The 24,872-nt window shown below is 62.8% G+C and carries 36 protein-coding genes and 1 tRNA gene; 21 read left to right on the top strand and 16 right to left on the bottom strand.

Annotated features, from left to right (window positions below):
* The first annotated feature begins 73 nt into the window (after positions 1 to 73).
* Genes BRA471DRAFT_RS18980 through BRA471DRAFT_RS37505 form a run of 3 tightly spaced genes read left to right on the top strand, consistent with a single transcriptional unit; the run spans position 74 to position 805 of the window.
* A complete protein-coding gene (locus BRA471DRAFT_RS18980) occupies positions 74 to 328 on the top strand; it encodes a PilZ domain-containing protein (protein WP_007610106.1) in 255 nt (84 codons plus the stop codon).
* 58 nt (positions 329 to 386) lie between these two features.
* A complete protein-coding gene (locus tag BRA471DRAFT_RS18985) occupies positions 387 to 632 on the top strand; it encodes a hypothetical protein (RefSeq protein ID WP_007610108.1) in 246 nt (81 codons plus the stop codon).
* A gap of 5 nt (positions 633 to 637) precedes the next feature.
* Positions 638 to 805, top strand: a complete 168-nt coding sequence (locus BRA471DRAFT_RS37505) for a hypothetical protein (RefSeq protein WP_088931070.1) — start codon at positions 638 to 640, stop codon at positions 803 to 805.
* 107 nt (positions 806 to 912) lie between these two features.
* Here the strand turns inward: BRA471DRAFT_RS37505 and BRA471DRAFT_RS18990 are convergent, their stop codons facing one another.
* The 4 genes from BRA471DRAFT_RS18990 to BRA471DRAFT_RS38370 all read right to left on the bottom strand — a co-directional run bounded on the left by BRA471DRAFT_RS18990 (position 913) and on the right by BRA471DRAFT_RS38370 (position 3,465).
* Positions 913 to 1,551: a glutathione S-transferase family protein gene (locus tag BRA471DRAFT_RS18990; RefSeq protein ID WP_007610112.1), complete on the bottom strand. Its 639-nt coding sequence runs from the start codon at positions 1,549 to 1,551 to the stop codon at positions 913 to 915.
* 395 nt (positions 1,552 to 1,946) lie between these two features.
* Positions 1,947 to 2,399 (bottom strand): VOC family protein, encoded by a 453-nt coding sequence (locus tag BRA471DRAFT_RS18995; protein ID WP_007610115.1) that lies wholly within the window; start codon positions 2,397 to 2,399, stop codon positions 1,947 to 1,949.
* A 224-nt stretch (positions 2,400 to 2,623) separates the two neighbouring features.
* The gene (locus BRA471DRAFT_RS19000) at positions 2,624 to 3,022 is read right to left on the bottom strand and encodes a VOC family protein (protein ID WP_007610117.1); all 399 of its coding nucleotides are present in this window, start codon (positions 3,020 to 3,022) and stop codon (positions 2,624 to 2,626) included.
* 254 nt (positions 3,023 to 3,276) lie between these two features.
* The gene (locus tag BRA471DRAFT_RS38370; RefSeq protein WP_156526919.1) at positions 3,277 to 3,465 is read right to left on the bottom strand and encodes a hypothetical protein; all 189 of its coding nucleotides are present in this window, start codon (positions 3,463 to 3,465) and stop codon (positions 3,277 to 3,279) included.
* A gap of 307 nt (positions 3,466 to 3,772) precedes the next feature.
* Between BRA471DRAFT_RS38370 and BRA471DRAFT_RS19010 the strand changes: the two genes are divergently transcribed.
* Complete coding sequence (locus tag BRA471DRAFT_RS19010) at positions 3,773 to 3,973, top strand: hypothetical protein (protein WP_007610121.1); 201 nt, start codon at positions 3,773 to 3,775, stop codon at positions 3,971 to 3,973.
* A 5-nt stretch (positions 3,974 to 3,978) separates the two neighbouring features.
* Positions 3,979 to 4,248: a hypothetical protein gene (locus tag BRA471DRAFT_RS19015; protein ID WP_007610122.1), complete on the top strand. Its 270-nt coding sequence runs from the start codon at positions 3,979 to 3,981 to the stop codon at positions 4,246 to 4,248.
* Positions 4,249 to 4,534: 286 nt separating this feature from the next.
* Here the strand turns inward: BRA471DRAFT_RS19015 and BRA471DRAFT_RS19020 are convergent, their stop codons facing one another.
* The 5 genes from BRA471DRAFT_RS19020 to BRA471DRAFT_RS19035 all read right to left on the bottom strand — a co-directional run bounded on the left by BRA471DRAFT_RS19020 (position 4,535) and on the right by BRA471DRAFT_RS19035 (position 6,838).
* Entirely contained in the window at positions 4,535 to 5,059 is a 525-nt protein-coding gene (locus tag BRA471DRAFT_RS19020; protein ID WP_007610123.1) for a hypothetical protein, read from the bottom strand.
* Positions 5,060 to 5,305: 246 nt separating this feature from the next.
* Positions 5,306 to 5,482 (bottom strand): hypothetical protein, encoded by a 177-nt coding sequence (locus BRA471DRAFT_RS38940; RefSeq protein WP_007610124.1) that lies wholly within the window; start codon positions 5,480 to 5,482, stop codon positions 5,306 to 5,308.
* Positions 5,483 to 5,654: 172 nt separating this feature from the next.
* Positions 5,655 to 5,927, bottom strand: coding sequence for a hypothetical protein (locus tag BRA471DRAFT_RS19025; RefSeq protein WP_007610125.1), 273 nt, complete (start codon positions 5,925 to 5,927; stop codon positions 5,655 to 5,657).
* A gap of 190 nt (positions 5,928 to 6,117) precedes the next feature.
* Positions 6,118 to 6,420 carry a hypothetical protein gene (locus BRA471DRAFT_RS19030; protein WP_007610128.1) on the bottom strand — a complete coding sequence of 101 codons (303 nt, stop codon included), beginning with the start codon at positions 6,418 to 6,420 and terminating at the stop codon, positions 6,118 to 6,120.
* A gap of 247 nt (positions 6,421 to 6,667) precedes the next feature.
* On the bottom strand, positions 6,668 to 6,838 hold the full coding sequence (locus tag BRA471DRAFT_RS19035) for a hypothetical protein (RefSeq protein ID WP_231170940.1): 171 nt from the start codon (positions 6,836 to 6,838) through the stop codon (positions 6,668 to 6,670).
* Positions 6,839 to 7,262: 424 nt separating this feature from the next.
* Here BRA471DRAFT_RS19035 and BRA471DRAFT_RS19040 point away from each other — a divergent pair, with 424 nt between their 5' ends.
* A complete protein-coding gene (locus BRA471DRAFT_RS19040) occupies positions 7,263 to 7,559 on the top strand; it encodes an HU family DNA-binding protein (protein WP_007610130.1) in 297 nt (98 codons plus the stop codon).
* Between the two features lie 160 nt (positions 7,560 to 7,719).
* Positions 7,720 to 7,896: a DUF2934 domain-containing protein gene (locus tag BRA471DRAFT_RS36950; RefSeq protein ID WP_007610132.1), complete on the top strand. Its 177-nt coding sequence runs from the start codon at positions 7,720 to 7,722 to the stop codon at positions 7,894 to 7,896.
* Positions 7,897 to 8,122: 226 nt separating this feature from the next.
* Here the strand turns inward: BRA471DRAFT_RS36950 and BRA471DRAFT_RS19045 are convergent, their stop codons facing one another.
* Positions 8,123 to 8,350 (bottom strand): hypothetical protein, encoded by a 228-nt coding sequence (locus BRA471DRAFT_RS19045; protein ID WP_007610136.1) that lies wholly within the window; start codon positions 8,348 to 8,350, stop codon positions 8,123 to 8,125.
* Positions 8,351 to 8,641: 291 nt separating this feature from the next.
* On the opposite strand from BRA471DRAFT_RS19045, the gene BRA471DRAFT_RS38945 reads away from it, so the two are divergent.
* Together BRA471DRAFT_RS38945 and BRA471DRAFT_RS19055 are read left to right on the top strand one after the other, a co-directional pair.
* On the top strand, positions 8,642 to 8,794 hold the full coding sequence (locus tag BRA471DRAFT_RS38945) for a hypothetical protein (protein ID WP_007610141.1): 153 nt from the start codon (positions 8,642 to 8,644) through the stop codon (positions 8,792 to 8,794).
* Between the two features lie 746 nt (positions 8,795 to 9,540).
* A complete protein-coding gene (locus BRA471DRAFT_RS19055) occupies positions 9,541 to 9,738 on the top strand; it encodes a hypothetical protein (protein WP_007610147.1) in 198 nt (65 codons plus the stop codon).
* On the opposite strand, the gene BRA471DRAFT_RS40005 is transcribed toward BRA471DRAFT_RS19055, so the two are convergent.
* Both BRA471DRAFT_RS40005 and BRA471DRAFT_RS36955 read right to left on the bottom strand, forming a co-directional pair.
* On the bottom strand, positions 9,735 to 9,860 hold the full coding sequence (locus tag BRA471DRAFT_RS40005) for a hypothetical protein (RefSeq protein WP_007610149.1): 126 nt from the start codon (positions 9,858 to 9,860) through the stop codon (positions 9,735 to 9,737). The two genes, BRA471DRAFT_RS19055 and BRA471DRAFT_RS40005, sit on opposite strands and share 4 nt — an antisense overlap.
* 76 nt (positions 9,861 to 9,936) lie before the next feature.
* Positions 9,937 to 10,167 (bottom strand): hypothetical protein, encoded by a 231-nt coding sequence (locus tag BRA471DRAFT_RS36955; RefSeq protein ID WP_007610151.1) that lies wholly within the window; start codon positions 10,165 to 10,167, stop codon positions 9,937 to 9,939.
* A 278-nt stretch (positions 10,168 to 10,445) separates the two neighbouring features.
* Between BRA471DRAFT_RS36955 and BRA471DRAFT_RS19065 the strand changes: the two genes are divergently transcribed.
* Positions 10,446 to 10,742: a hypothetical protein gene (locus BRA471DRAFT_RS19065; RefSeq protein WP_007610152.1), complete on the top strand. Its 297-nt coding sequence runs from the start codon at positions 10,446 to 10,448 to the stop codon at positions 10,740 to 10,742.
* A 68-nt stretch (positions 10,743 to 10,810) separates the two neighbouring features.
* Here BRA471DRAFT_RS19065 and BRA471DRAFT_RS38950 read toward each other — a convergent pair whose 3' ends face one another.
* Positions 10,811 to 10,975 carry a hypothetical protein gene (locus BRA471DRAFT_RS38950; RefSeq protein ID WP_007610153.1) on the bottom strand — a complete coding sequence of 55 codons (165 nt, stop codon included), beginning with the start codon at positions 10,973 to 10,975 and terminating at the stop codon, positions 10,811 to 10,813.
* Between the two features lie 294 nt (positions 10,976 to 11,269).
* Between BRA471DRAFT_RS38950 and BRA471DRAFT_RS19070 the strand changes: the two genes are divergently transcribed.
* The 5 genes from BRA471DRAFT_RS19070 to BRA471DRAFT_RS19090 all read left to right on the top strand — a co-directional run bounded on the left by BRA471DRAFT_RS19070 (position 11,270) and on the right by BRA471DRAFT_RS19090 (position 14,645).
* Positions 11,270 to 12,031, top strand: a complete 762-nt coding sequence (locus BRA471DRAFT_RS19070; protein ID WP_007610154.1) for an NAD-dependent protein deacetylase — start codon at positions 11,270 to 11,272, stop codon at positions 12,029 to 12,031.
* 198 nt (positions 12,032 to 12,229) lie between these two features.
* Positions 12,230 to 12,862, top strand: coding sequence for a cold-shock protein (locus BRA471DRAFT_RS19075; RefSeq protein ID WP_018457757.1), 633 nt, complete (start codon positions 12,230 to 12,232; stop codon positions 12,860 to 12,862).
* A gap of 111 nt (positions 12,863 to 12,973) precedes the next feature.
* Positions 12,974 to 13,459, top strand: coding sequence for a DUF192 domain-containing protein (locus tag BRA471DRAFT_RS19080; RefSeq protein ID WP_007610156.1), 486 nt, complete (start codon positions 12,974 to 12,976; stop codon positions 13,457 to 13,459).
* Between the two features lie 116 nt (positions 13,460 to 13,575).
* Positions 13,576 to 13,652: transfer RNA gene (locus BRA471DRAFT_RS19085), tRNA-Pro, on the top strand.
* A 798-nt stretch (positions 13,653 to 14,450) separates the two neighbouring features.
* On the top strand, positions 14,451 to 14,645 hold the full coding sequence (locus BRA471DRAFT_RS19090; protein ID WP_007610164.1) for a hypothetical protein: 195 nt from the start codon (positions 14,451 to 14,453) through the stop codon (positions 14,643 to 14,645).
* A gap of 13 nt (positions 14,646 to 14,658) precedes the next feature.
* On the opposite strand, the gene BRA471DRAFT_RS19095 is transcribed toward BRA471DRAFT_RS19090, so the two are convergent.
* Positions 14,659 to 15,084, bottom strand: a complete 426-nt coding sequence (locus BRA471DRAFT_RS19095; RefSeq protein WP_007610165.1) for a hypothetical protein — start codon at positions 15,082 to 15,084, stop codon at positions 14,659 to 14,661.
* A gap of 168 nt (positions 15,085 to 15,252) precedes the next feature.
* Positions 15,253 to 16,422: an OpgC domain-containing protein gene (locus BRA471DRAFT_RS19100; protein WP_007610166.1), complete on the bottom strand. Its 1,170-nt coding sequence runs from the start codon at positions 16,420 to 16,422 to the stop codon at positions 15,253 to 15,255.
* Positions 16,423 to 16,680: 258 nt separating this feature from the next.
* Between BRA471DRAFT_RS19100 and BRA471DRAFT_RS19105 the strand changes: the two genes are divergently transcribed.
* Entirely contained in the window at positions 16,681 to 16,986 is a 306-nt protein-coding gene (locus BRA471DRAFT_RS19105; RefSeq protein ID WP_007591346.1) for an ETC complex I subunit, read from the top strand.
* A gap of 261 nt (positions 16,987 to 17,247) precedes the next feature.
* Positions 17,248 to 17,733: an Lrp/AsnC family transcriptional regulator gene (locus BRA471DRAFT_RS19110; RefSeq protein WP_007610167.1), complete on the top strand. Its 486-nt coding sequence runs from the start codon at positions 17,248 to 17,250 to the stop codon at positions 17,731 to 17,733.
* A gap of 250 nt (positions 17,734 to 17,983) precedes the next feature.
* Here the strand turns inward: BRA471DRAFT_RS19110 and BRA471DRAFT_RS19115 are convergent, their stop codons facing one another.
* Complete coding sequence (locus BRA471DRAFT_RS19115; protein ID WP_007610168.1) at positions 17,984 to 19,012, bottom strand: AraC family transcriptional regulator; 1,029 nt, start codon at positions 19,010 to 19,012, stop codon at positions 17,984 to 17,986.
* 112 nt (positions 19,013 to 19,124) lie between these two features.
* Between BRA471DRAFT_RS19115 and BRA471DRAFT_RS19120 the strand changes: the two genes are divergently transcribed.
* From BRA471DRAFT_RS19120 to BRA471DRAFT_RS19135, 4 genes are read left to right on the top strand one after another with little or no spacing between them, the layout of a single operon-like run.
* The gene (locus BRA471DRAFT_RS19120; RefSeq protein ID WP_007610169.1) at positions 19,125 to 20,297 is read left to right on the top strand and encodes an isovaleryl-CoA dehydrogenase; all 1,173 of its coding nucleotides are present in this window, start codon (positions 19,125 to 19,127) and stop codon (positions 20,295 to 20,297) included.
* 24 nt (positions 20,298 to 20,321) lie between these two features.
* Positions 20,322 to 21,926 (top strand): carboxyl transferase domain-containing protein, encoded by a 1,605-nt coding sequence (locus tag BRA471DRAFT_RS19125; protein ID WP_007610170.1) that lies wholly within the window; start codon positions 20,322 to 20,324, stop codon positions 21,924 to 21,926.
* A gap of 4 nt (positions 21,927 to 21,930) precedes the next feature.
* Positions 21,931 to 23,934 (top strand): acetyl/propionyl/methylcrotonyl-CoA carboxylase subunit alpha, encoded by a 2,004-nt coding sequence (locus BRA471DRAFT_RS19130; protein WP_007610171.1) that lies wholly within the window; start codon positions 21,931 to 21,933, stop codon positions 23,932 to 23,934.
* Position 23,935: 1 nt separating this feature from the next.
* Entirely contained in the window at positions 23,936 to 24,847 is a 912-nt protein-coding gene (locus tag BRA471DRAFT_RS19135) for a hydroxymethylglutaryl-CoA lyase (RefSeq protein WP_007610173.1), read from the top strand.
* Positions 24,848 to 24,872: the final 25 nt, after the last annotated feature.

Below are 24,872 nucleotides of genomic sequence, written 5' to 3' on the forward strand. Positions count from 1 at the left end.
AGGATCAGTCGGGGCGAATTCAACGGTTTCTTAGGTTCCCTGGGCTAGCGCTGGACTGGGAGAATTTGAGCAGATGCCACCGCCCAAGAAGCGCGCAGCCCGCAAGTCGCTGTCGCAGCATGCCTGGATCACGCTCGAGGGCGGATTCGCGGCACGGCAATGCCTGGTCCAGGACATCTCCGCCACGGGCGCCAAGATCACACTGGACGAGGATGCGAGCCAGCTCCCGGGCGTGATCCGGATGGCGTTCGCGCGCGATGCGCGGACCGGGCGGAGCTGCCAGGTGGTGTGGCGCCGCGGCAAATCGGCCGGCATCAAGTTCATCTGAACCGGGGCCAAGCGACCCCCGATGGCGCGCGGCGCCTGTCCGGGCTAGAACGGCCCGCATGCGTGCGCCGCTCCTTATCCTGATCTCGTTACTGACCATGTCCGCGGCCGCGGCAGAAGCCTTGCGTCTGCCGCCTGCGGAGCGCCCACAGGCTGGCAAAGCCTTGCCGCTGAAGGGGGCCGGCGGAAGCGCGAAAGCGGGCTCCTGCGCCGCCTATGGCCGCGGCTTCCATATGGTCGAGAGCACCGGCACCTGCGTCAAGATCGGCGGTTCGATCAGCGTCGAGACCGCGGTCGGGCGCTGACGTCGATGCCGCCGGACATCATGCGGCCCGAGATCATTGTCCCGTTCGTGATGTATTGCGCGCTGCTGTGGTGGGTCGGCCGCGGCCTGAGCTGGACCGCGCGGCTCGCCACCGCGGCCGTCACCCTCGTGCTCGTCGTCTGCGTGCTTTTGTTCGAGCGCGGCTGGCCTTAACAAAAAACGCGAAAACAACCCCATGCACAGTAGCCGCCACCTCCCGGCGGCGCGCGCGAGAATGCCGATTCATCGTGCTCTCAACGGACTTTAAGCCGCGTCACCGCTCACGACATCGGCGGCGCCACAAATTGCGCAAAACCGGGCCGTTTGCCGAGCTCGGCGAGCCAGCGCGTCAAATGCGGCTGCGCGGGCCGGGCGATGCCCTCGACGCCGAGCCAGCGCCGCGCATAGGCGCCGATCGCGATGTCGGCGAGGGTGAACGCATCGCCGTCCATGTACGGGCGCGTGGAGAGCAGGCGGTCGGCGATGGCCCAGACCTCGGCGGCGGCATCGGCATCCTTCTGCAGCTGGATCATGTCGCGCTCGGCGGGCGGCGTGCGCACGAGGCCCCAGAACACCGGGCGGTCGACCGGCTGCACCATCGACAGCGTCCAGTCGAGCCAGCGGTCGACGCTAGCGCGGAGCTTCGGCGCCTCGGGATAGATTTGCGTGCCGCGCCCGTGCGCGAGGCAGAGATAGCGCATGATTGAATTGGATTCCCACAGCGTGAAGTCGCCCTCGACCAGCGTCGGGATTCGCGCATTGGGGTTCATCGCGAGATAGTCGGCCTCGCGGGTCTTGCCAAACGCCATCCCGGCGTCGATGCGCTCGTAAGCCAGGCCAAGCTCGGCAAGGCACCACAGCACTTTCTGCACGTTGACCGAATTGGCGCGGCCCCAGATCGTCAGCTTTTGGTCCGGCACGTCATCCTCCCCAGGCGTTTTTTAACTTGTAGCCCGGATGGAGCGAAGCGCAATCCGGGGTGCTTCGGCAGCGTCAGTCTCGGATGACGCGTGCGCTCCATGCAGGCTGCAAGCCCGGGTGATAGCGGAATTCACTGCGGCAAGCGACGCGCGATTGCACCGATCCTCTCATGCAAAAAGGTCGGCATGCAAAAAGCCCCGCCCGAGGCGGAGCTTTCATTGCAAGGTCAAGCTGGTCAGGCGATCAGCGGCCGAAGAACAGCCACAGCAGAATGATCACCGGGATCGGCACACCCAACATCCACAACAAAATTCCGCGTCCCATCGCGTTCTCCTCCAATTGCATTGTCGAAGAAAGAACGCGTGGGACAGGGGCTGGTTCCCGCAAAAAGGCTCTACCAATGGCCGATGTTGGGCATCGACGACCACGGCTCCTGCGGCGGCTTCGGCTCGCCCTTCTGCAAGATCTCGATCGAGTGCAGATCCGGCGAGCGAACGAAGGCCATGTTGCCGTCGCGCGGCGGACGGTTGATGGTGACGCCGGCCTTCATCAGCTTCTCGCAGGTGGCGTAGATATCGTCGACCTCATAGGCGAGATGGCCGAAGAAGCGGTCCTCGCCATATTTTTCCTCGTCCCAATTCCAGGTGAGCTCGACCAGCGGCGCGCCGCGCGTCTGCGGCTGCTTCTTGAGCGCCTCGAGGTCGTCCGACGAGCACAGGAACACCAGCGTGAAACGCCCCTTGTCGTTCTCGATGCGCCGCACCTCCTTCAGCCCCAGCGCATCCTGGTAAAACTTCAGCGCGACATCGAGATTGCGCACGCGCAGCATCGTGTGGAGGTATCGCATGGTTGTTGCTCCCTTGAACGGATGGGGTTTTGATTTGGGCCGGGACGGCGGGGGTAGGAGATAGCAGGAAATTGGGAGGAGGGGCAGAGGGTGGGCGCACGTGTGCGTGAGGGCGAAGCCGGCTGATGGAGTAATTCAGCCCGCGAACTCAATGCAGGTTCACCGCAAATCCAGTGCCGCACACGCGCGATTGGTGATCTGGGCGGGCGGTCTGCTGCCGTGGCCTATCCCGCCGCGAGGCGCTTTCCGGCCTGCTCGATCGGCGGCATGAAGAGCGATACTGCGGTGCCTTCGGGGTCGCGAAACTGGAACGTCTTGTTGCCCCATGGCATCGTCTTCAGCTCGTGCACCAGCGTGACCTTGTCCTTCAGGCGCTCATAATCCGCATCGATGTCTTCAACCTGAAACTCGATCACGGCGGTGCGGTTTGCGCCGGGCTCGGCACTGTTTTCTTTCCAGAGCGCGACCGTCTCAGCAGCGCCTATGGCCAGGTTGGCGCCCGACGTCACGATCTTGGCGAACACCGGCGCGAGCCATTCGGCGGAACATCCGGTGACCATTTCGTAGAACGAAACCATGGTTTTGATGTCGGTGGCGATCAGGCGAGTGGAGGCGAACTTCATGGCATGTCCTTTGTTGGCCGCAGATTTGAGCGGCATCGCGGGGCTCGTCGCACACCGCTGCTGCCACCCTGATGTCAGCAGTCACGATGCCGCGCCGAGCGCGAATTAAGGGCATGAATTGTGATGGCCGTGCTGGACTGCGCCTCAAGTGAAACACGATGATCTCGGTGACGGGCTGGACCACACCGTCACCGCAATTGCAGAGTCACATGGGCCGCGCGCCAGTTCGTCCGAGGCCGCTGTTGTTAGGACGCTCAACTTTCCAGATAATCGATCATTGGAGAGTCTTCAGAACGTTGGAGCTCGGGCGTCATGCCGGTCGACCGAAGGGGGGACGCCATTGCAAGCTCCGGGGAGATGTTGATGCGTTTCAGAACGGCACTTGCTTCACTGGCCGCGCCGTGCTGTGCGGCTCCGGACACGGCAAAGGCTGCGGGCAGCATGACGCTCTGCCTGCAGGCTAGCTTCTCGCAAGCTTGCTGCAAAGCCGAGGAAGCGAAGGGCGGTTTCAACGGTGACGGGGCCGATGCCTCTGCGCGCCGCTGGAATAGCCTTGCTATGTGCAAGAGCGGGAGTGCGCAGAAGACCAAGCGTTAGACAACGAGCCCCTCCACGCGAAGCGCCCCACAGCGCTACCGGGCGCTCCGAACGGTGATGCAAACCGCAGAATTGGCCACTCACCCCCGGGTGGACAGGGTTGTTTAGCCGTTCGCGGATGAACTCCTCGCGGAGATGACGCGACTAACCGCCATGGCCAATATTCTAGGCGAGCTTCTGTTTGCACTGATCCGCTCGATTGTTGCTGGATGGGCGTATGCGCTCTGGGTGAAACTGGCGACATGGCTCGAGCCGAAGATCCAACAGCGTTGGGTGAAGGTTGCCGTAGGAGGTCTCCTCGGCCTGGCAGCCTTTTTTATGATTCCGATACTGATGGGGCTGTTGGGCCTTTGAAGACAATGAAATCCGTTCTCGTCATCGCACTGGCAATCGGGGCGCTCGTCTCGACGGTGCTGCTCGTCATGGAGCAGCTCACCGACTACTCCATCGCTGTGATGGCATGGGAGATGCCGGGCATATCTGCGGCTTACCTTTTCTGGGGAGCTGTCGGCAGTTCCGTTTTCCTGGGCGTCGCCATCACCTGGGCCGTGAATGCCATCGTTTACGGGGCAGTCGCCTTCGTCGTTCTTACGATCGCCAAGCTGGCAATCCGCGGCCTACCGGAGTGATCCGGCAATGACCGTGATGCCGGATGTTCGCCCATCCGACGGGAATAACGGTGACGCGCCGTTGGCTGCGTGATCGCGGTGCTCTTCGCCAGCATCGATGCCTTAAGATCCGCACCAAACCCCGCCACGTTCATTCCAAGTGAGTACAGTCTGGGCGGGAAACCTATCAAGGAACGGTTGCGCGGATGCGATAGAATAACTGTTGGATGCGCCGGCGATGAGACATGCATCTGAGGCGGATTGATTGCTGTGCCCTACATCAAAGGCACGGCCACAGGAGGGCTCGCTAGCGCTTTGCTTCCTGCTTGCCACGCCTGATTTCCTCGGCTTCGTCCACGAGCTTCAAGGCGGCGCCGTCGTAGCTCAGCTTCAGCCCACGGCCGACGGTCCATGTCCATCCCTCCCGGGCGTCCCGGGTTGGCTGGGCGTTGAACTGGTCGGATATCGATTTGACTGCAGCGTCTTTGGAAACTGCGTCCTGGGGACCCGGATTGCTCACCTCCGCATTGACGCGCCAGATGGAATGTTTGGGGTCCGGATTCTTGGGGTCAACGTCGTCGGCAAAGATCGTGACCTTGGCGCCGTCGACTACGCATTCAAGGACGTAAGAATCGCGAAGCTGACGGCAGCGGTAGCGCCGTTGCGTGATGAGCTTGTTGGTCTCGTCGAATGTCATGCCGGGCGAAAAGCCGAGGATATCGGACTTCTGCACGAGTGCCAGAGACGCAGGCTTCAGAAAGCCGGGCTGTACCGCCACGAGAACGGCAGCAGCAACAACGATCAACCCGGCGATAACAATGGCAATCTTCATCAGCCCCTCACAAGAAACGTGCGACCATACAACAGCCGCAGCGTTCTACCAGCCACGGCGCTGCATGGTTCGAGACGCCCGCTTTAGCGGGCTCCTCACCATGAGGGTCTGATATCTCGCCCGCAAAACTGGCCTCATCCTGAGGGCTCGACGCAGGCGCGCACGTATCCTCCGATCATGAACGTGAAAAACCGCCCCTGACATGACCAGAGGCGGCTTTCGCCAAGCGGCGTTTTCGAAACGCGATTAGTGACCGGTGCCGGGCTTCGTCGTCTTCGGCGGCTTGCCGTCTTCGATCCGGCCTTCGTTGCGCAAGTCGCGACCTTCCTGAGCCTTCTTCTGGCTCTCGGGGGATTTGCCGTGTTCGTTCATCTCTTCTTTGATGAACCCGGCGCCTTCCTTCACTTTACCTTCAACGCTCATGACGATCTCCTTGCTGGAGATGGGGCAACTCGCGGCGAGACCTGACCGTTCCGGCACGCGCGGGATTGTGAGGAGTGCAATGCGACAGGTTCCAAAAAGACCCGCATCATGAAATGGCCGCGCCGCTTGTGGAAGCGGCGCGGCCGGGAAGCGAGCCGTACAGGAAACCGGCTTACTTCATGTTGCTGCGGGTCCTAGTGCCGCCCTGGTCGCTGCCGGGGCCGGAGCCGCCCTGGCCGGAGGCGTCGGGCTTCACCATTCCGCCCTTGCTCATGCCGTCATGGCTCATGCCGGTCGTGCCCTTGGTCATCGTGCCCTTGTCCGTGTTGGTCATGCCGGGCTTCTGCATGTTGTCGGACTGTGGGGCAGGGCCGGTCTGGTTCTGCGCAAAGGCAGCGCCGCACATGAGGCCGAGGGCGGCGGTCGCAACGACGAGCTTCTTCATCTCAAACTCCTGGTTGGTTGTGTGGGCCAACGGGAGCGCGGAAGCCGTGTTCCTAAAACAGGGCGTTCCGGAGTGCAAAAAATCTCGTCTGCAACGAGGGTACTTTCGGTTCTGATGGAATCAGAACCGCTCCAGATTGTTATGACGCGTTTTCTTCGCGCGAACCGGTATCGACTTCGCTGAAAACGCTCTAAGCCGCAATGCGCTGGTCGGCCGGGCCCGTTAGGTGCTTGAGCACTTCCGCATGCTCCAGGTCAGGAACCGCGATCGCCGTGTGGCTGTAGCTCGCATGGGTTCGTGATTTTGCAATCTGGTCCAGGATCTCGCCGCCCTTGATGACGTGGAGGCCCATGCCCTCTCCGGACGGGAAGATCGCGAGCACCACGTCATAGGCCGTGATGACGGCCCGAAGCGCCTCGGCCTTGTCTTCGGCAATTTCGACAAACACGCGAACATCGGCTGCGAGTTCACGCAGCTCGTTAAAATCCAGCACTGTGGGGTACTCCAACGCAACGATACTGACAGGAGCTTGGAGGCGTTAGGTTACCGAAGTCTCAACGGCGCATGCCCGATCACAGGTTTCTCGACCAGGCGTCCCTCGCGAGGCCGATAAGACGAGCGGGCGTTGCCGCCTGCTCGACAAACGCCGGCACGGGAAGAGCATCTGGAGCGGGGAAGGACTAAGCGCGCCTCGTACCCATTTGGGCGGTCACACAATGCGCGCGTGACTTATGCGCGTTTTACTTGGCATATCCCTGGGAGCGGAGCCACGCGATCTTGCGGTCGCCGTTGATCCAGTCGTCGGCGTCTGCCTTGCTGGTGAAGCCCTTGATCTCGCGCTGTTCGCTGTCCGGGTAATCCGCCAGGATTTTCCAGTCGTTGTCTGCAATGCGGACGGTTTTGAAGGTCACTTTTGTTTTTGCCATGCTGCATTATGCAGGAGATGGCCGGAAAAGAGAACCTGCCTTGTGACGGTCACCCGCGTGGCCCCGGCGCAGACCTCGGGGCCCAGCCGGATCGGCAATGCGCGGCAGGGCTCCCGGCAAACGCGAAAGCCCCGCCTGGGGGAAGCGGGGCTCTCTGATGGGGTGAAGTTTGGGGACTTCAAAGAGTTAGACGCCTCCGGGAGAAAATGGTTCAACGCGAAAACGGCGCAAGCTGCGGCATCTTTGCCGGGGCGTGCGGCCCTCCGCAGAACCCCCTGCTTGCGTTTTGGCCGTCGATGGGTTCTAAGCCCCGTCACTTCATGAAAGTTGGCATGAATCAGAAGCGCGTTGCGCGGTCGGACCGCGTCCTGAGCAAAGCCTGCTCGCGCGCACAGAAGGAAATTCAGACATGGCGAAGATGACCAAGACTCAGTTGATCGATGCAATTGCCGAGGGCACGCAGCTGTCGAAGAACGACGTGAAGTCGGTCATCGAGTATATGGCGACGGTTGGCTACAAAGAGCTCAACGAGTCCGGCGAATTCGTCATTCCCGGCTTCGTGAAGATGTCGGTGGTGGACAAGCCGGCGACCGAAGCCCGCATGGGCGTCAATCCCTTCACCAAGGAGCCGATGCAGTTCGCCGCGAAGCCGGCGAGCAAGTCGGTGAAGGCCTCTCCTCTGAAGGTGGCCAAGGACTCCGTCTAAGGGCTCGCCAAGGACTCGCGTTTTCGTTGTGGACTCTCCTTTTTGCGGAGTGCTGCCGCGGAGTGCTGCAATGACTGCTTGCTTGTGCTGAACCAATAAGGAACTCTCTTAGGGAACTCTAGGGCGTCGTCAGGCTTTGCTTCCGAAAGGGAGAAATCACATGACTGGTCTCAGCGAAGAAGAGATTCGAAATCGGGCTTATCACCTCTGGAAGGAGGCCGGCGAGCCCGCGGGCACGATGGACACCTTCTGGTACGAGGCCGAAAAGGAGCTTCTCGCCGAGCGGACCAAGCAAGGCGAAGTCCCACCCGGGATGACCGACAATCTGCCGGTCTGACTTTGCTGGTCTAACAGGCGGACAGAGGCGAGCGTCGACAGTTCTCAAAGCAGCCACCCGGCGTAACACCCCGGGTGGCTGCTTTGATGTTCGGGCCACCGCTCTCAAAGAAAAACCCCGGGCTTGGGGACCGGGGCTCTTCAAGCTGGTCGGCCGCGTCGCGACATGCCGCCAGCACCACTGAATTCGACCTGACAACGCAGGCCGGGAAAATTCGTTCCGGCCGCTAGTCCGGCGACACGGACACGTCGATGATCGCCGGCGTATCGACCTGGCGCTCGCGCCAGACGACGAGATCGCATTTGGGATTGAGCCACTGATATTCGGAGCCGCGCGCCTTCAGATGCGCGAGCGCTGCATCATGTGCGGCGGTCTGATCCGGCGCTTCGACCATGATCTCCACAGTCTCCTCGATCTGACGCACCACTTCGACGGCGTAGTATTTTCTGGTCACGGTCCCTCGCTCCGGAATGACTAACGGGGAGGGCGGTGGCGCGTTCCCCAAAAGAAAAACCCCGCGCTTTCGCACGGGGCCTTCTTAGCTGGCTGCGATGGGATTTCAGCGCCGCGCCGCCCGCCGCGTTCTCGAACTTAAGGTTGAAAACCCAAAAAGCAACCGCGCCGGCGCGCGGAAGGCTCAAGGCGATCTGCCCGGCGAATTTCGCGAGGAGGGGCTGGACTTTGTGTTCTTCATTTGTTCTAGTGAAGCATCTCTTTGGCGGCGACCATTTGGTTGGAGGTGCCCATGACTGTCGAGAAACAACGCGAAGTGATCAGGCTCTGGAATCAACTCAGGAAGCTCGAAGGTCCGGCCGCGGAAGAACTCCGCATCCAGATCCTCGAATGCTTTTCGGAGAAGGACCTGTCGGGGAAGGAGACGGTGAAGCAAGCGGCGTGATGAGCGTCGCACTACGTGGATGATAACAGGCAATCGCGCCGGCCTTCACCGATCGTTAGGAATCGTTTTGTGCTGATTTCTCGACTCCGATTCGTTCCTTGCGAACGAAATGGAGTCGGATGCAGAACAAGCCGTGGCTTCTGTGTCGATGCGGGACGCGCCCTTCCTGACCAAGCCGGCGTGATGCTTCGCACAGTCCCGTCCGCGTGTCCTCGCTACGAGATGAGGCGAGGGAGACGCGACATGGATGCGTGCTGGTTGCTCGAGATGTTTGCCGAGATCGCAAAAGTGTTTTGGTACGACCGGCACCCGCGCTTGCGCAAAGGCAGGCCGTCGGTGCCGCAGGTGCCACCGCGATGGAAATCCGAAGACGCGATGTGAGCGCGCGATCGTTGGCGATGATGCGATCGTTTGCGCACAAACGAAGTGTTAAGACTTGCTTCGCGCCGATTTCTGCGATTCCGATTCGTTCTTCGAGAACGAAAGGCAGGTGAAGCTGGAACAAAGCCGGACGGCGGATCGCCAGAAGCTTCGGCTTCGAGCTTGAAGCGGCTCGCCGAGTTCTGGAGACGCTTCGCCAACTCCTAACGGAAGCTTGCCGCGAAGCCGATAACCCTATTCGGTTAGGTTAAAAGCGCAATCGCGTTGCGCTTGCCGCTGCTTGGGATAGGTGTCTGGCGAAGACGCGATCCGACTTTGCCAACAAGCGACTTTGACCAACAAGCAATTTTGCCAAGAACGAATTCATGACACCTTTTTCAGAACCGAGTTTTTATCAGGGCGACCGCCAGACCTACCGGCGCGTCGCCATCGTCGGCACGCTCTTTTGTCTGGCATTCGTAATGATCAGTATCTCGCTGCGGCCGCAGCTCGAGGACACGCGTGTCGCGGTCAAGGCCGACCGGCTGATGCGCACGGCCGGCCAGGCGCCGCACGCGAATTAGCGGTCGTCGCCGGAGATCTGATGGTCGGCGGAATTCCCCGGGCACGCGGTGCCGTGTGAGGCGAGCGCCACGAAGCCGGCATAGCCGGACAGGTTGAGCAGGACTTCGAGCCAAACGGGCATGTCGGCCTCTTTTCTCCTTGAAGGCTACGCCAACGTGCGCGCGAAGCGCATGTTCCCGGACAAGAACAACGGCACCTCAAAGCGGGGTGGTGGGGTCGAGCCGCCGGCCGAGGGCGCCTACGGACTCGCTCGACGGCTGTTCCTTGAGGAACTCCGCAATGGCCCGCGCCAGTTCGCCGTCGCTCATCGGCGTCGGCGGCGGGCGCAGCGTGCCGACACCGAAACTGCGGACGATCTCGTCGTAATGCTGATCGCCGGATCTGGGAACGAGCCTGCGGATACGGGCCAGCAATTTGGATATCGGCACTTCATCCTCCTAGACGCTCCCCGCTGGCAGCAATGGTGGTGCGTTGCCAATTTGCTGTCGTAAAACTGAAAACCCCGCCAGCATTGGCGATGCTGACGGGGTCTTCGTGCTGTTGCCTCAACCCGACGGCGGAGGCTTCCGCACTTGAACAAACAATTCGCGGAACGCGCGCCTGTTCCATGCGTGGCCGGATTTATTCCGAGCTCGGTTCCACAGGCTTGCGCGCAACCATCGCAACGCGCCGGCGTTGTCTGTGCGAGATACGAAGGAGGACATTTATGATCAGGAAGACACTGGCAGTTCTGGCTACCGTTGCGGCCGTCGGCGTGACTGCGGTCGCGGCGCCTGCGCCCGCTGAGGCGCGCGGCCGCGGCATCGGTCCGGGCCTCGCATTCGGCCTTGCGGCCGGCGCCATCACCGCGGGCGCTGTCGCCGCATCCCATCCTTATGGCTACGGCTACGGCCCGGGGTATGGCTACTATGGCCGCCCGGCCTACGCTTACGGCCCTGGTCCGTACGCCTATTACGGCGATGGACCGTACTACCGCCGCCACCATTATTACCGTCACTGGTAACGGCTGAACAAACGAAAGAGCCCGGAGCAACGCTCCGGGCTCTTTTCATGCCTGGTGATCTGGTGTCGTTACGGCCAGAGCGAGGGCCGTTCCACCTTGCGCGCGTTGTCGAGCGTCGACACGAAATACTCGTCACGCTCGCGTTTGAATTTTTCCTGGGTGGCACGGAAGGCGGCGACACGGGCGGCGATCTCTTCGCGTTCGCGGATTTTACGCTGTTCGTCCTCGGTCATTTCAAATCCCCTCTGCACGTGAGTATGTGTCCTACTGAACCCAAGCACTGCCGCCGCAATCACATTGAGTCGCATCAACACATGCATTGGCGCTTCTGATTGGGGCGTCAATGGGGAGGAGGCATTGCAGGATTGTGATAAGCGAGGGTCGGAAAAAATTGCCGACCGCGTCTTGCGCGGCAGTGGATAACAGCGTCAATAATCTTGTCGCTTGCACATGTTGCAGCTAGCGCAAAAACAAATCAGCAAAACCGATCAGCCAAGCCAATCGGCAAAGCAAAACGGGAGGCCGCGTTGATTGCATCGGATCTTCGCAGCGGCGTCGAGCGTCTCGGCGACATGATCGCCGAAGCCAAACGGATCGTGCCGTTCACCGGCGCCGGCATCTCGACAGAGTGCGGCATCCCCGACTTCCGCTCGCCGGGCGGAATTTGGACGCGCAACCGCCCGATCCCATTCGACGAGTTCGTCGCCAGCCGGGAGGCGCGCGACGAATCCTGGCGCCGGCGCTTCGCGATGGAGGAGGTCTTTGCGGCGGCGAGGCCCGGTCGCGGCCATCGCGCGCTCGCCTCGCTCTACCGCGCCGGCAAGGTTCCCGCGATCATCACCCAGAACATCGACAATCTGCACCAGGCCTCAGGCGTCGCGAGCGATCACGTGATCGAACTTCACGGCAACACCACGTATGCGCGCTGCATCGGATGCGGTCAGGCCTATCCGCTCGACTGGGTGAAGCGCCGCATCGACGAGGAGGGCGCCGCGCCCAACTGTACCGTGTGCGACGAGCCGGTGAAGACCGCCACGATCTCCTTCGGCCAGATGATGCCCGAGGACGAAATGCAGCGCGCGACCGCGCTGTCGCAAGCCTGCGACCTCTTCATCGCGATCGGTTCCTCGCTGGTGGTATGGCCGGCCGCCGGCTTTCCGATGATGGCGAAGGAATCGGGTGCGCGCCTGGTGATCGTCAATCGCGAGCCTACCGACCAGGACGACATCGCCGACCTCGTGATCCGCCACGACATCGGCGAAACGCTCGGGCCCTTTGTCGGTAATTGAGGCAGCAATTTGATTCGCGGCTGTGCAAGCTGTTCATAGGTTCCGGCGAATCTCTTTTTTGTCTATGCCTCGCAACCGGGAGTGTTATCTTTTGAGTCGAAAGATTCGCGTCGCGTCGAGTTGAGAAGATTCTCTAAAGACGCGTGATTCGGCGCCGCCATTCAGGCGGGTTGCATGGCATGTGTGGGGTCCGGGGTTATGGGGTCGTCGGACGGATTTGAGTCCAAGAAGGTCGGAGTTCCCGCGGTGGGCGAACACGGCGGGGGCGGCCGCGACAGCGCACTCAGTCCCTTCACCGGACTCGGTGAGAGCAGCGCCAACCTCGTCGAGGTTCACGGCGTCATCAAATGGTTCGATGCCTCAAAGGGCTACGGCTTCATCGTTCCCGACAATGGTTGGCCCGACGTGCTCCTGCACGTTACCGTGCTTAGGCGCGACGGCTTCCAGACCGCCTACGAGGGCGCCCGCATCGTCGTCGAGTGCATCCAGCGCGCCAAGGGGTACCAGGCGTTCCGCGTGGTCTCGATGGACGAGTCGACTGCGATCCATCCGGCGCAGATGCTGCCGCCGCGCACCCATGTCACGGTGACAGCGACCAGCGGGCTGGAGCGGGCTCAGGTCAAGTGGTTCAACCGGCTGCGCGGTTTCGGCTTTCTGACATGCGGCGAGGGCACCCCCGACATCTTCGTGCACATGGAGACGCTGCGCCGCTTCGGCATGACCGAGTTGCGGCCCGGTCAGTATGTCCTGGTCCGCTTCGGGCCCGGCTCCAAGGGTATGATGGCGGCCGAGATCCATCCCGAGACGGGATCACCGGTCTCGTCCCACTGATCCAATTCCCGCAATCGTGAGCAGAGGCGCGCTGGCTGGCCGGCGCGCCTCTGGCTTTTCCGGCGACCGCCACGTAAGGACTGGTCCAGTCCCACGCCTCGAGAGCCATCCATGAATTTCGATCGAAAGGCCGTCTTCGCCGTTGCGAAGGGCTGGCTTGCCGCCATCCTCGTCGTCGCCGGCTGTGCCGTCGCGAGCGCGCCGGTCCGCGCCGCCAGCTTCCAGCCGCTCGAGATCGTCACCAAAAACGGCGTGCAGGTGTTCTCGGTCGAGATCGCGACCACCGAGGAGGAGAAGCAGACCGGCCTGATGTACCGCAAGGAACTGGCGGACGGCAAAGGCATGCTGTTCGACTTCAATCCCGAGCAGGAGGTGTCGATGTGGATGAAGAACACCTACGTCTCGCTCGACATGATCTTCATTCGCGCCGACGGCCGAATCCTGCGCATCGCCGAAAATACCGAGCCGATGTCGACAAAGATCATCTCATCCAGGGGGCCCGCACGGGCTGTTCTGGAGGTGGTGGCAGGCACGGCACAAAAATATGGCATCCGCGCCGGCGATCGCGTCGGCCACCCGCTGTTCGGCAGCAAGTAGGCGGGAAGGGGAGCTATTGCCCCCGTCCTGGCGCTCTTTTGGGAAAGCTTGCTGGTGCCTTTGGAAGGCTTGCTGGCGCTTTGGGAAGCGTGTATCGACGGGGCTCGCCGGACATTCGGGGTATAGCGCAGCCTGGTAGCGCGGCAGTTTTGGGTACTGCAGGTCGTTGGTTCGAATCCAGCTGCCCCGACCAGTCCCGAGGTGGGCCAGACCCGCGCCTCAGAACAGCAACCGTTCGACGAGGCGCCAGGCGATCCCGGCCAAGCCGACAAGGCGCGTTCAGTGCCGATGCCTGGAGCTGCCAAAGCTTCCCAACCCTCGGCGCTCATTCCCTGCGCAACGCGACTTCCGCGCGATTTTTCAAGGCATTGGGGCGGATCGGGCGGCGCGGAATTCCTGAAACTTTGTCGAACCTTTAGGCGTCGCCCCAGACACATAGGTGTTGGGGGATTTCAGCGCCCAATGCCTAACGGACGCCGCCAAGCGATGATATTCCGCTTGCGCGGCGTTACGCTTTTCCAACCATCAGTTCGTCGCGTACCAGCCGAACGGAAACGGCAGGAACGGCCAGGCCAGCTGATTGTCGTTGGCGACCTTCCGCGGCTCTTGCTCCGGCGCCTTCGCAGGCAGAGCAGGCGGCGTCGATCGTAGCGCCAAGCGCAGACATGCACATTGCAAATTCATCGTAGTGGCCCCCGCCCATCAATCGTTTTCAAAAATTCGCGTCAGTCTGGAAATAACCGCGCGTCCTCAAAACGACGCGCTCATTCTCAAATCGCACACAGTCTAGGAAAATCGGCGACCGCTTTCAACCGGTCTTGCCACGCGCTCACAGGAAGTAAGGTTGACCGGTTAGGTTAAGGGCGAGCGGTTGTTGCGGCGGCCTTCGTGCCTGTTATCAGATCGGTCCGGCTTGCGATGGGCTGCCTGAAATCGTGCTCACACGACATCACAGTTCGTCGCAGCGCTCGTATCTTGTGAGTTCTGCATCATGTCTTTCGATCGCAACGTCCGAACCATCGGTCCGCAGGCGAGCTGGACCGAGATCTGGCACCTCTGGACGGTGTTCGTGCCGCGCCGCTCGATCAACGGACAGCTCGTTTACGGCAAGGTCTGGCGCCGCCACGACGGTCGCGACTGGATCTACAAGAAGTTTACCGAGTACGACGGCGAAGTGGCGGCCTAGCAGGCCGCGCCCGTTAACCCGAATGCCTCTCGCCCGCGGCCGATCCCGGCGTCTGCACACGCGGCAGCGGCAATTTGAAGTGACGCTTCGCGTAGGCGACGATTTCGTTATCGGAGGGATGATCGGCCGCTTCCACCGCGGCAATCCGCGTGGCGATGTCGGGCGCGTGTGCGCGAATGTGGCTGGCAAGCTCCGTCTTTCCACTCGCCGGACCGATGATCAGGATTTCGCCGGCATCGGCGAGGGCTTTGGTCACGTCGGCAAGGAACGCCTTGTCCGGCGCGGCATGGCCGCTGCCAATCGCGTTGGCCTTGTGATGAAGATGACGCGTCGCCAACTGCGGATGCAGTGTGATTTCGTCCGAGCCGCTCAGACCGAGATGGAAGATCCGGGCCTGGGAATGGTCGATCCATACCACGGCGTGAAAATGAGTGGGCATGTGCTTGGGCCTTGTCCGAGGGGAGGGCGCCGACATCGCTGCGGCGGGTGCGTCGCGGCGACATTAGGCCGGCGGGGCGCCGCCCTGGTTGAGGCAGGTCAATCCGATCCCGGACAAGCCGAAACAGTCCAGCGGACTGAACGGAGCCTGGAGGACCAGGCAACCGGCTCAGCCTGCTTTTGCGGCCGCAGGCTTGGGCGGCGGCGGCTTCAGCGGCTTGTCCTGCTTCTTCGACCAGGAGATGTAATAGGCCACCGTCGTCATGATCGCGATGCCGGCGACGCTGACGAAGATCTGCGCGAACAGCGAGCCCGAGCTCATCGACAGCTCGAAATGACCGACGAAGGACAGGAACACGCCGACGCAGAACACGGCGAGCGACTGCTGGCCGCACACGATGATGGGGTCGAACCCTTTCCATTCCAGGCCCGGCCAGTCCTTCGGCACGAAGCGGATCACCAGGATCACGATCACGACGAAGTGGATGAAGCGGTAGGGCGCAAGATTGGTCTTGTCATTCGGATTGAACGCCGAGAACAGCCATTCCGGGAACATACCGCCGAGGGTCGGGAAGCGGCCGGCCATGGTCATGACCAGCGCGAACAGCATGTAGCCGAGACAGAGCCACAGCGTGACCGGCGCGTTGATCAACGTCATCGAGCGCCGCGCGCCGCCCATGGCGCACCAGGCGCCGAACACGAACAGCACCTGCCAGCAATACGGGTTGAAGTACCACTGTCCGGCCGGATAGGCGTTCAGGTTCAAGCCGAAATGGCGCGCGGTCAGCCACAGCACGATGGACAATGCCATCGTCAGGTCCGGCTTGCGCAGCATGAACCAGAGCACCGGCGGAAACAGCCCCATCAGCACGATGTAGAGTGGCAGCACGTCGAGATTGAGCGGCTTGAAGCGCAGGAACAGGCCCTGGCGCAGCGTCTCGGTGGCGTTGTCGACCAGGCCCGCGACGTTGAACTCGTTGATCATCTCGGAATCGCCGAAGCGCAGCGCCAGATAGCTGATCGAGGCGATGTAGATCACGAACAGGATGATGTGGGCGACGTAGAGCTGCCAGACCCGCTTGGTCAGCCTCGTGGCGCCGACCAGGAAGCCGCGCTCGAGCATCATCCGGGCATAGACGAAGGATGCGGTGTAGCCGGAGATGAAAACGAACAGATCGGCGGCGTCGGAAAAGCCGTAGTTGCGGGTGGTGATCCAGTTCACCACGTTGTCGGGGATATGGTCGAGGAAGATCGCCCAGTTCGCGATGCCGCGAAACAGGTCGAGCCTGAGGTCACGGCCCTTCTCGGGAAGCGTGGCGTTGATGTTCAGGAAGGACATGCGACGGGAGCTTTCGGAGGGGACGGACAGGTGGGCGTCAACGAAGCAGGGCCGCCGGGCGAGATCCCGGCGCGGAAGGCGGGTACGCAATTGTCACGATGCAGCATAGTGATTATACCGGTCGGCGAGGCATCCCGGGGGCCGGAATCACCGATTAGTTCCCAAAAGGTGTCTCTATACTATGCCCGCGGTTTCCACCAACTGCTACCGTGACGCATCGAAATCGAACGAAAAGACGAGAAGAGGCCCGGACGATCCATGACCGCACGCATTTTCAAGCCCGCCAAGAACGCGATGCAATCCGGCCGGTCGAAGACCAAGGAATGGCAGCTGGACTACGAGCCCGAGCAGCCGCGCGCGGTCGAGCCGCTGATGGGCTGGACCTCGTCCGGCGACATGAAGCAGCAGATCACGCTGCACTTCCACAGCAAGGAAGAGGCGGTCGCCTATTGCGAGCGCAAGGGCATCGCCTACCAGGTGATCGAGCCAAAGGAATCGGTGCGCCGTCCGGTCGCCTATGCCGACAATTTCTCGTTCCGCCGCGGCGAGCCCTGGACGCATTAAAGGCGGGCCACGCGTCAAGACTCCCGTCATGCCCGGGCTTGCCGTCTCCGCTGAAGCTTCGCCGTCCCAACACTGAATGACCGGCGAAACCTTGGCGGAGCCGGGTCCCGGGCATCCACGTTTTAGCTTGCGCCCAAAAGCCCGCGAATGGCCGAGACGACCTCGGCCAACCATGCGCATTCTTCCCATAGTCCTGCCCTTGGCAGCCATTCCGCTCCGTGCTTCGCTGCCTCGCATAAGTCGAGCATGACGAGGTGGGCTATGGCGGGGCGTGACCAGCTCGACGGCGTCGATCTGAAAATACTCTCCGAATTGCAGCAGGACGGGCGGGTTCGCAACAACGAGCTGGCGCTGCGCGTCGGGGTGTCCGGGCCCAACTGCGTGAGGCGGCTGAAATCGCTGTTCAGCCGCGGCGTGATCCGGGCGGTGCGCGCCGTCATCGACGAGCGGCTGCTCGGCTACGAGGTGGTGTCGTTCGTCTCGATCCAGCTCGGCAGCCAGGCCCAGCCGGTGCTGGCGGCGTTCGAGAGCTCGGTCGCGGCGATCCCCCGTATCCAGCAGTGCTGGCGGATTTCGGGCGACACCGACTATCTTCTCAAATGCGTTGCGCCGAGCGTCGAGAGCATGCGCCAGCAGCTCCTGCATTTCGCCGCGATGCCAAACGTGAAGAACGTCCGCAGCTTCCCGGTGCTGGGCGTGGCAAAGGACGTTCCGCTGCCGTTGCAGGAGATCGCGGCGGCAGGATAGTTCGGCGGCGAAGGCTCCCAAACGTGGCTCGCGCAACGACATCCAAAAATCCGAAGGCGCCGGAGTGATTCCCTTACCCGGATACAAGTTCGGATGAGGCGGATAAAAAGATAAGTAACTCACCTAACTGTGAGCGCTGGCCTTCCAGCCGAAGCAGACGCAGTCGCGCACCAAGCTTCGCCCGGGTGGGCAGGCAAACTCGAACTGACCGAGACCGGTTTCGAAATGAATCAGCGTGAGAGCCCCCGCGTCAGCGATACCTGCCGCGAAACTCGCGCGGTGAGGTGCCGGCCCAGGTGCGGAAGGCGCGGGAAAAGCTCTTCTCGTTGCGGAAGCCGGCGACCTCCGCGATCCGCTTGATCGGGCTACGACCGCGCATCAGCTCCTGCTTGGCAAGCTCGAATTTTGCCTCTTCCTTGAGATCGCGAAGCGAGGTCGCTTCATCGCGCAGGCGCCGATGCATGGTGCGGGTGGAGAGTGCCAGCTCGCGCGCGACATCCTCGGCTCCGAGACTGCGTCCGCGCGCATTGCGGAGCACGCGGCGAACGCGCTCGACCAGCAGCCGGTCGCGCCGATAGGGTAGCACTGTCAGCCGCAGCGCGCCCTTGAGCATGTTGTCGAGGTCCGCCGCGCTCCGGGTGAGCGGCAGCGACAGATAATGCTTGTCGAAGGTGATGGAAGCACGGTCCGCATCGAAGCGGATGTTTCGGCAAAAGATGGTCGGATAGACCGAGACGTGGCCGGGCTCGGGGTGTGGAAATTCCGCGGTGCGGAGCGCGATCCTGGAATCCACAGCCCAGCAGGAAAAGCCGAGAACATAGCGGAGCAGGGTGACCAGGCAGAATTCGCGTAAAGGTCCGAGGTCGGCCAGTTCGCGGATGGACACGACCGCGGTCTCCTTGCCGACCTCGAGATCGAGCAGCACGTCTTCTGTAAGCAGACGATGGTGCCGACACCAGCGCTTGAGCGCGACCTCCAGCGTCGGGGCGGTGATTGAGGCGCGGCACAGCATGCCGTAGGTGCCGAAGGGCAGCCGCCGCGAGAACCAGCCGAGCGCCTCGTCATCCAGTTCGCGCATGGCGTGGCCCGCCAGCGCCTCGAACTGGCCGGCCGTGACCCGCCCATCCGGAGAATTGACAAGGTCTGGCGTTACCTGACCCCGGCTCAGCGCCTCGGTCGGATCGCGGCCGTAGCGTTCGTAAGCGGCAACGACGCCGCGGACGAAGGCGGCAGGGGTCACGGCACGGCGCGGGATCGCGGTTGCGACTTGAAAAGGCATCGGAAACCCTCTGGGAAAATCCTCGCCAAGTTTGGCGGAAAATGCAACCTTTTCGACCGCAGAAGGGCCCCGTTGCCGCTAGGTTCGGTCCCCAAAATACGGAGGAATCGCCTTGAATATCCCGAGCATCGATTTCGATCTGGGCGAAGACATCAGCATGCTGCGCGACACGCTGCGCGCCTTCGTGGAGGCGGAGATCGCCCCGCGTGCCGCCGATATCGAGAAAGCCAATCTATTCCCGGCGGACCTGTGGAAGCGCCTCGGCGACCTCGGCCTGCTCGGCATGACCGCGCCGGAGCAATATGGCGGCTCCAACATGGGTTATCTCGCCCATATCGTCGCGATGGAGGAGATTTCGCGCGGCTCGGCCGCGGTCGCGCTCTCCTACGGCGCCCACTCAAATCTCTGCGTCAACCAGATCCGCCGCAACGGCAATGATGCGCAGCGCGAGCGCTATCTGCCAAAGCTGATCTCCGGCGAGTATGTCGGCGCGCTCGCGATGTCCGAGCCCGGCGCCGGCTCAGACGTCGTCTCGATGAAGCTGCGCGCCGACAAGCGCGGCGACCGTTATGTGCTCAACGGCTCGAAGATGTGGATCACCAATGGCGGAGATGCCGACGTGCTGGTGGTCTATGCCAAGACCGATCCGGAAGCGGGTCCACGCGGCATGACCGCCTTCCTGGTCGAGAAGGGGACGAAGGGCTTCAGCCACGGCCAGCATCTCGACAAGCTCGGCATGCGCGGCTCCAACACGTATCCGCTGTTCTTCGACGAATGCGAGGTGCCGGAGGAGAACGTGCTTGGCAAGGTGGGCGAGGGCGTCAAGGTGCTGATGTCCGGGCTTGACTATGAGCGCACGGTGCTCTCGGGCGGCCCACTCGGGATCATGGCGGCCTGCATGGACGCGGTGGTGCCCTACATGCACGAGCGCAAGCAGTTTGGGCAGCCGATCGGCGACTTCCAGCTCATGCAGGGCAAGCTCGCCGACATGTACGCGACCTGGCAGGCTACGCGCGCCTATGTCTATGCGGTGGGGCGTGCCTGCGACCGCGCCGATCACGCGCGCAGCTTGCGCAAGGACGCCGCCGCTGCGATCCTCTATTCAGCGGAGAAGGCGACCTGGATGGCGGGCGAGGCGATCCAGGCGTTGGGCGGGGTCGGCTACACATCCGAATTTCCGGTCGGACGTCTGTGGCGCGATGCCAAGCTCTATGAGATCGGCGCCGGCACCTCGGAGGTCCGGCGCATGCTGATCGGGCGCGAATTGATGGCCGAGACGGCTTAAAACCTTCACGCAATTGGAATCAACATGCCGCTCCATTCCAGCATCGATACGTCTTCATCGGACTTTGCCCGCAATTCCGAGGCCATGCGCACTCTCGTCGCGGATTTGCGCGAAAAGCTGAGCCAAGTCGCCGGCGGCGGCGGCGAGGTCTCGCGCAACCGCCATACCTCGCGCGGCAAGATGCTGGCGCGCGAGCGCGTCGACCTGCTGGTCGATCCCGGCACCGCGTTCATGGAGCTGTCGCCGCTCGCGGCCTATGGCCTCTATGGCGGCGACGTGCATTCGGCGAGCGTCGTCACCGGGGTCGGGCGCATCTCGGGCCGCGAATGCGTGATCGTCGCCAACGACGCCACCATCAAGGGTGGCACTTATTATCCCATGACCGTGAAGAAGCATCTGCGTGCGCAGGACGTGGCGCGGCAGAACAATCTTCCCTGCGTCTACATGGTCGATTCCGGCGGCGCCTTCCTGCCGCTGCAGGACGAGATCTTTCCGGACGAGCGGCATTTCGGCCGCATCTTCTACAACCAGGCCCAGATGTCGTCGCAAGGTATCCCGCAGATTGCCATCGTGATGGGTTCCTGCACGGCCGGCGGCGCCTATGTCCCCGCGATGTCGGACGAGAGCATCATCGTGCGCAATCAAGGGACCATCTTCCTCGGCGGGCCGCCGCTGGTGAAGGCGGCGACGGGCGAGGTGGTGACCGCCGAGGAGCTCGGTGGCGCCGACGTGCATTCGCGGCAATCGGGGGTGACCGATCATTACGCCCAGAACGACGCGCATGCGATCGGCATCGCCCGCCGCATCGTCGGTACGCTGAAGCCATCGGTACGGCCAAACCTCAACATGCATCCGCCGCGTGATCCCTTGTTTGCGGCGGAAGAGATCTACGGCGTGGTGCCCGTCGATGGGCGCAAGCCGTTCGACGTACGCGACATCATTGCGCGCGTCGTTGATGGTTCCGAGTTCGACGAGTTCAAGAAGCTCTACGGCACGACGCTGGTGTGCGGCTTCGCCCACATCTGGGGTTTTCCGGTCGGCATCATCGCCAACAACGGCATTCTCTTCAGTGAAAGTTCGCTGAAGGGGGCGCATTTCATCGAGCTGTGCTGTCAGCGCGGCATTCCGCTGGTGTTCCTGCAGAACATCACCGGCTTCATGGTCGGAAAGAAATACGAAGCCGGCGGCATCGCCCGCGACGGCGCCAAGCTGGTAACGGCGGTCGCGACGGCCTCCGTGCCGAAATTCTCTGTGGTGATCGGCGGCTCCTACGGCGCCGGTAATTATGGCATGTGCGGCCGCGCCTACTCACCGCGCTTCCTGTGGATGTGGCCAAACGCCCGCATCTCGGTGATGGGCGGCGAGCAGGCCTCGATGGTGTTGAGCCAGGTCCGGCGCGACAATATCGAGGCGAAGGGCGATAGCTGGTCGAAAGAAGACGAAGATGCATTCCGCGAGCCGATCCGCGCGCAATATGAGAGCCAGGGGCATCCATATTATGCGACCGCGCGGCTGTGGGACGACGGCGTGATCGACCCGGCCGACACGCGCCTCGTGCTCGGCCTTGGCCTCTCGGCGGCGTCGAATGCGCCGATCGAGCCGACGAAATTCGGCCTGTTCAGGATGTGATGCGATGGACCGCTCAAAGCTCTACCGCCGTTTTCGCACCCTGCTGATCGCCAACCGCGGCGAGATCGCCTGCCGCGTGATCCGCACCGCGCGCGCCATGGGCCTGCGCACCGTGGCCGTCTATTCCGAGGCCGACCGCGACGCGATGCATGTCGCGCTCGCGGACGAGGCCGTGCTGCTCGGGCCCGCTCGCGCCCGCGACAGCTATCTCAATGTCGAGCGGCTGATCGAGGCCGCGCGCAAGACGGGCGCAGAGGCGATCCATCCCGGCTACGGCTTCCTGTCGGAGAACGCCGAATTCGCCCAGGCGTGTTTCGACGCGGGCCTGGTCTTCGTCGGCCCGACGGCCGGGATGATGACGGCGATGGGCTCGAAGTCCGGCTCGAAGGCTTTGATGGAGAAGGCCGGCGTACCGCTGGTGCCCGGCTATCACGGCGAGGCCCAGGACGATGCGACGCTGGCGAAGGCGGCAGAGAAGGTTGGTTTCCCAATTCTGGTGAAGGCGTCCGCCGGCGGCGGCGGCCGTGGTATGCGCATCGTTCGCTCCGCGGATGAACTCGCGCCTGCAATCGTCAGCGCGAAGCGCGAGGCCAAGGCCGCGTTCGGCGACGACCGCATGCTGATCGAAAAATATGTCGACAACCCTAGGCATATCGAGGTGCAGGTGATCGGCGACAGCCACGGCAATCTGCTGTCGCTGTTCGAGCGCGAATGCACGCTGCAGCGCCGCCACCAGAAGGTGATCGAGGAGGCGCCGTCGCCGACGCTCAATGCGGCCCAGCGCGAGACGGTCTGTGCCGCCGCGCGAAAGGCGGCCGGAGCCGTCAACTATGTCGGCGCCGGCACCATCGAGTTCGTCTCCGACGGCAAGGACGTGTTTTTCATCGAGATGAACACCCGCCTCCAGGTCGAGCATCCCGTGACCGAGCTGATCACCGGGATCGATCTCGTCGAGTGGCAGCTCCGCGTCGCCTTCGGCGAGGCGTTGCCGCTGAAGCAGGACGAGATCAAGCTTCACGGCCACGCGGTTGAGGCGCGCGTCTACGCGGAAAACCCGACCAAGAACTTCATGCCGTCGGTGGGGAAGATAACAACCTGGCGCCTGCCGGTGGAAACCGGGGGGCTGCGCATCGACTCCGGCTATCGGGAGGGCGATACGGTCTCGCCGTACTACGATGCGATGCTAGCTAAGATGATCGCCTGGGCGCCGACGCGTGATGTCGCGATCGAGCGGCTGAACCGCGGGCTGGAAGAGTCCGACGTCCGCGGCATCGTCAGCAATATCCCGTTCCTGTCGGCGCTGATGACGCATCCGAAGGTGAGGGCGAATGCAATCGACACCGGCTTCATCGAGCGCGAGCTGGCGGTTCTGACGCAGGCCTCGCCGGCGCCGGGCGAGCTCGAGCTCTGCGCCGCGGTGGCTGCGATCGTCAATGATGAGCGGCAGGCCGCGCAAGGCGAGGCGAGCTCGCCCTGGCAGACGTTTGGCTGGATGCCGGTCGGCCGCCGCCAGCGCGGCTTTGCTTTCCGCGTTGGCCACGGACCCGAGCAGAAGGTCGCTCTAAACTACGGCAGCGGCCCGTCGACGCTAATGATCGGCGAACGCGAGCTGGCGTTTGCGATTGTGCCGAGAGATGGCGGGTTCGATCTCACGCTCGACGGCGTCAAATTGTCGGTCGCGGCCGTGATCGACGGTCATGAGCTGTATTTGCGTACGCGCAACGGCCGCTTCGATCTGCACTGGATCGATCCGTTCGGCGGCGAGACCGAGGAGCAGGCCGGCGCGGACAAGATCGCGGCGCCTTTGCCGGGCACGGTCGTCGCCGTGCTGGCGGAGGAGGGCGCCAAGCTCGAGAAGGGCGCGCCGATCCTCACCCTGGAAGTGATGAAGATGGAGCAGACGCTGCGCGCGCCCTATGCCGGCGTGCTGAAGTCGGTCAAATGCAAGGTCGGCGACATCGTCCAGGAGGGCGTCGAGCTCGCCGTGGTCGAGCCTTCCGGAGAATAAGATGAGCGATCAGGTCCGCATCATCGAAATGGGGCCGCGGGACGGCCTCCAGAACGAGAAGACGGCGGTCAGCGTCGAGGCCCGCATCGCCTTCATCGAGGCGCTGGTCGCGGCCGGCCTCAATACAGTCGAAGTCGGTGCCTTCGTCTCGCCCAAGGCGATCCCGCAAATGGCGAGCTCGGACGCCGTGCTGCGCGGCGTCAACCATTTGACCGGTGCCGAATTCCACGTGCTGGTGCCGAACGAGAAGGGCTATGACGCCGCGCGCGCGGCCGGAGCGAAGATCGTCTCGGTGTTCGCCGCGGCCTCCGAGGGCTTTTCGCGGGCCAACATCAATTGCACGGTCGCGGAGTCCATCGAACGGTTCAAGCCGGTGCTGACGCGCGCCAAGGCCGATGGTGTCAAGGTCCGCGGCTATATCTCCTGCGTGCTGGGCTGCCCCTTCGACGGCGAGATCAAGCCGAAAGCCGTCGCCGATCTCGCCACCACGCTGTGGGAGCTCGGCTGCTACGAGATCTCGCTCGGCGACACCATCGGGGTCGGCACGCCGGCCAAAGCCAAGGAGATGCTGCGCGCGGTCAGCGCCAATATCCCTCCCGCCAATCTCGCGATGCATTTCCACGACACCTACGGTCAGGCGCTCGCCAATCTCTATGCGGGGATGGAGGAAGGCGTCCGCGTCATCGACGCCGCCGCCGGCGGCCTCGGCGGTTGTCCCTATGCGCCGGGCGCGACCGGCAATGTCGCGACCGAGGACGTCGTCTATATGCTCGAGGGCATGGGGATCAGGACCGGCGTCGATATGGACCGACTGCTGGCGGCGACCAACGAGATGAGCGGTGTGCTCGGCAAGCCGCCCGTGAGCCGCGTGGCCTCCGCGTTGAATGCGAAGAAGAGGCGCGCGGGCTCCTAATTCTCCGTCATTGCGAGCGCAGCGA

Source organism: Bradyrhizobium sp. WSM471 (genome assembly GCF_000244915.1).
Lineage (GTDB): Bacteria > Pseudomonadota > Alphaproteobacteria > Rhizobiales > Xanthobacteraceae > Bradyrhizobium.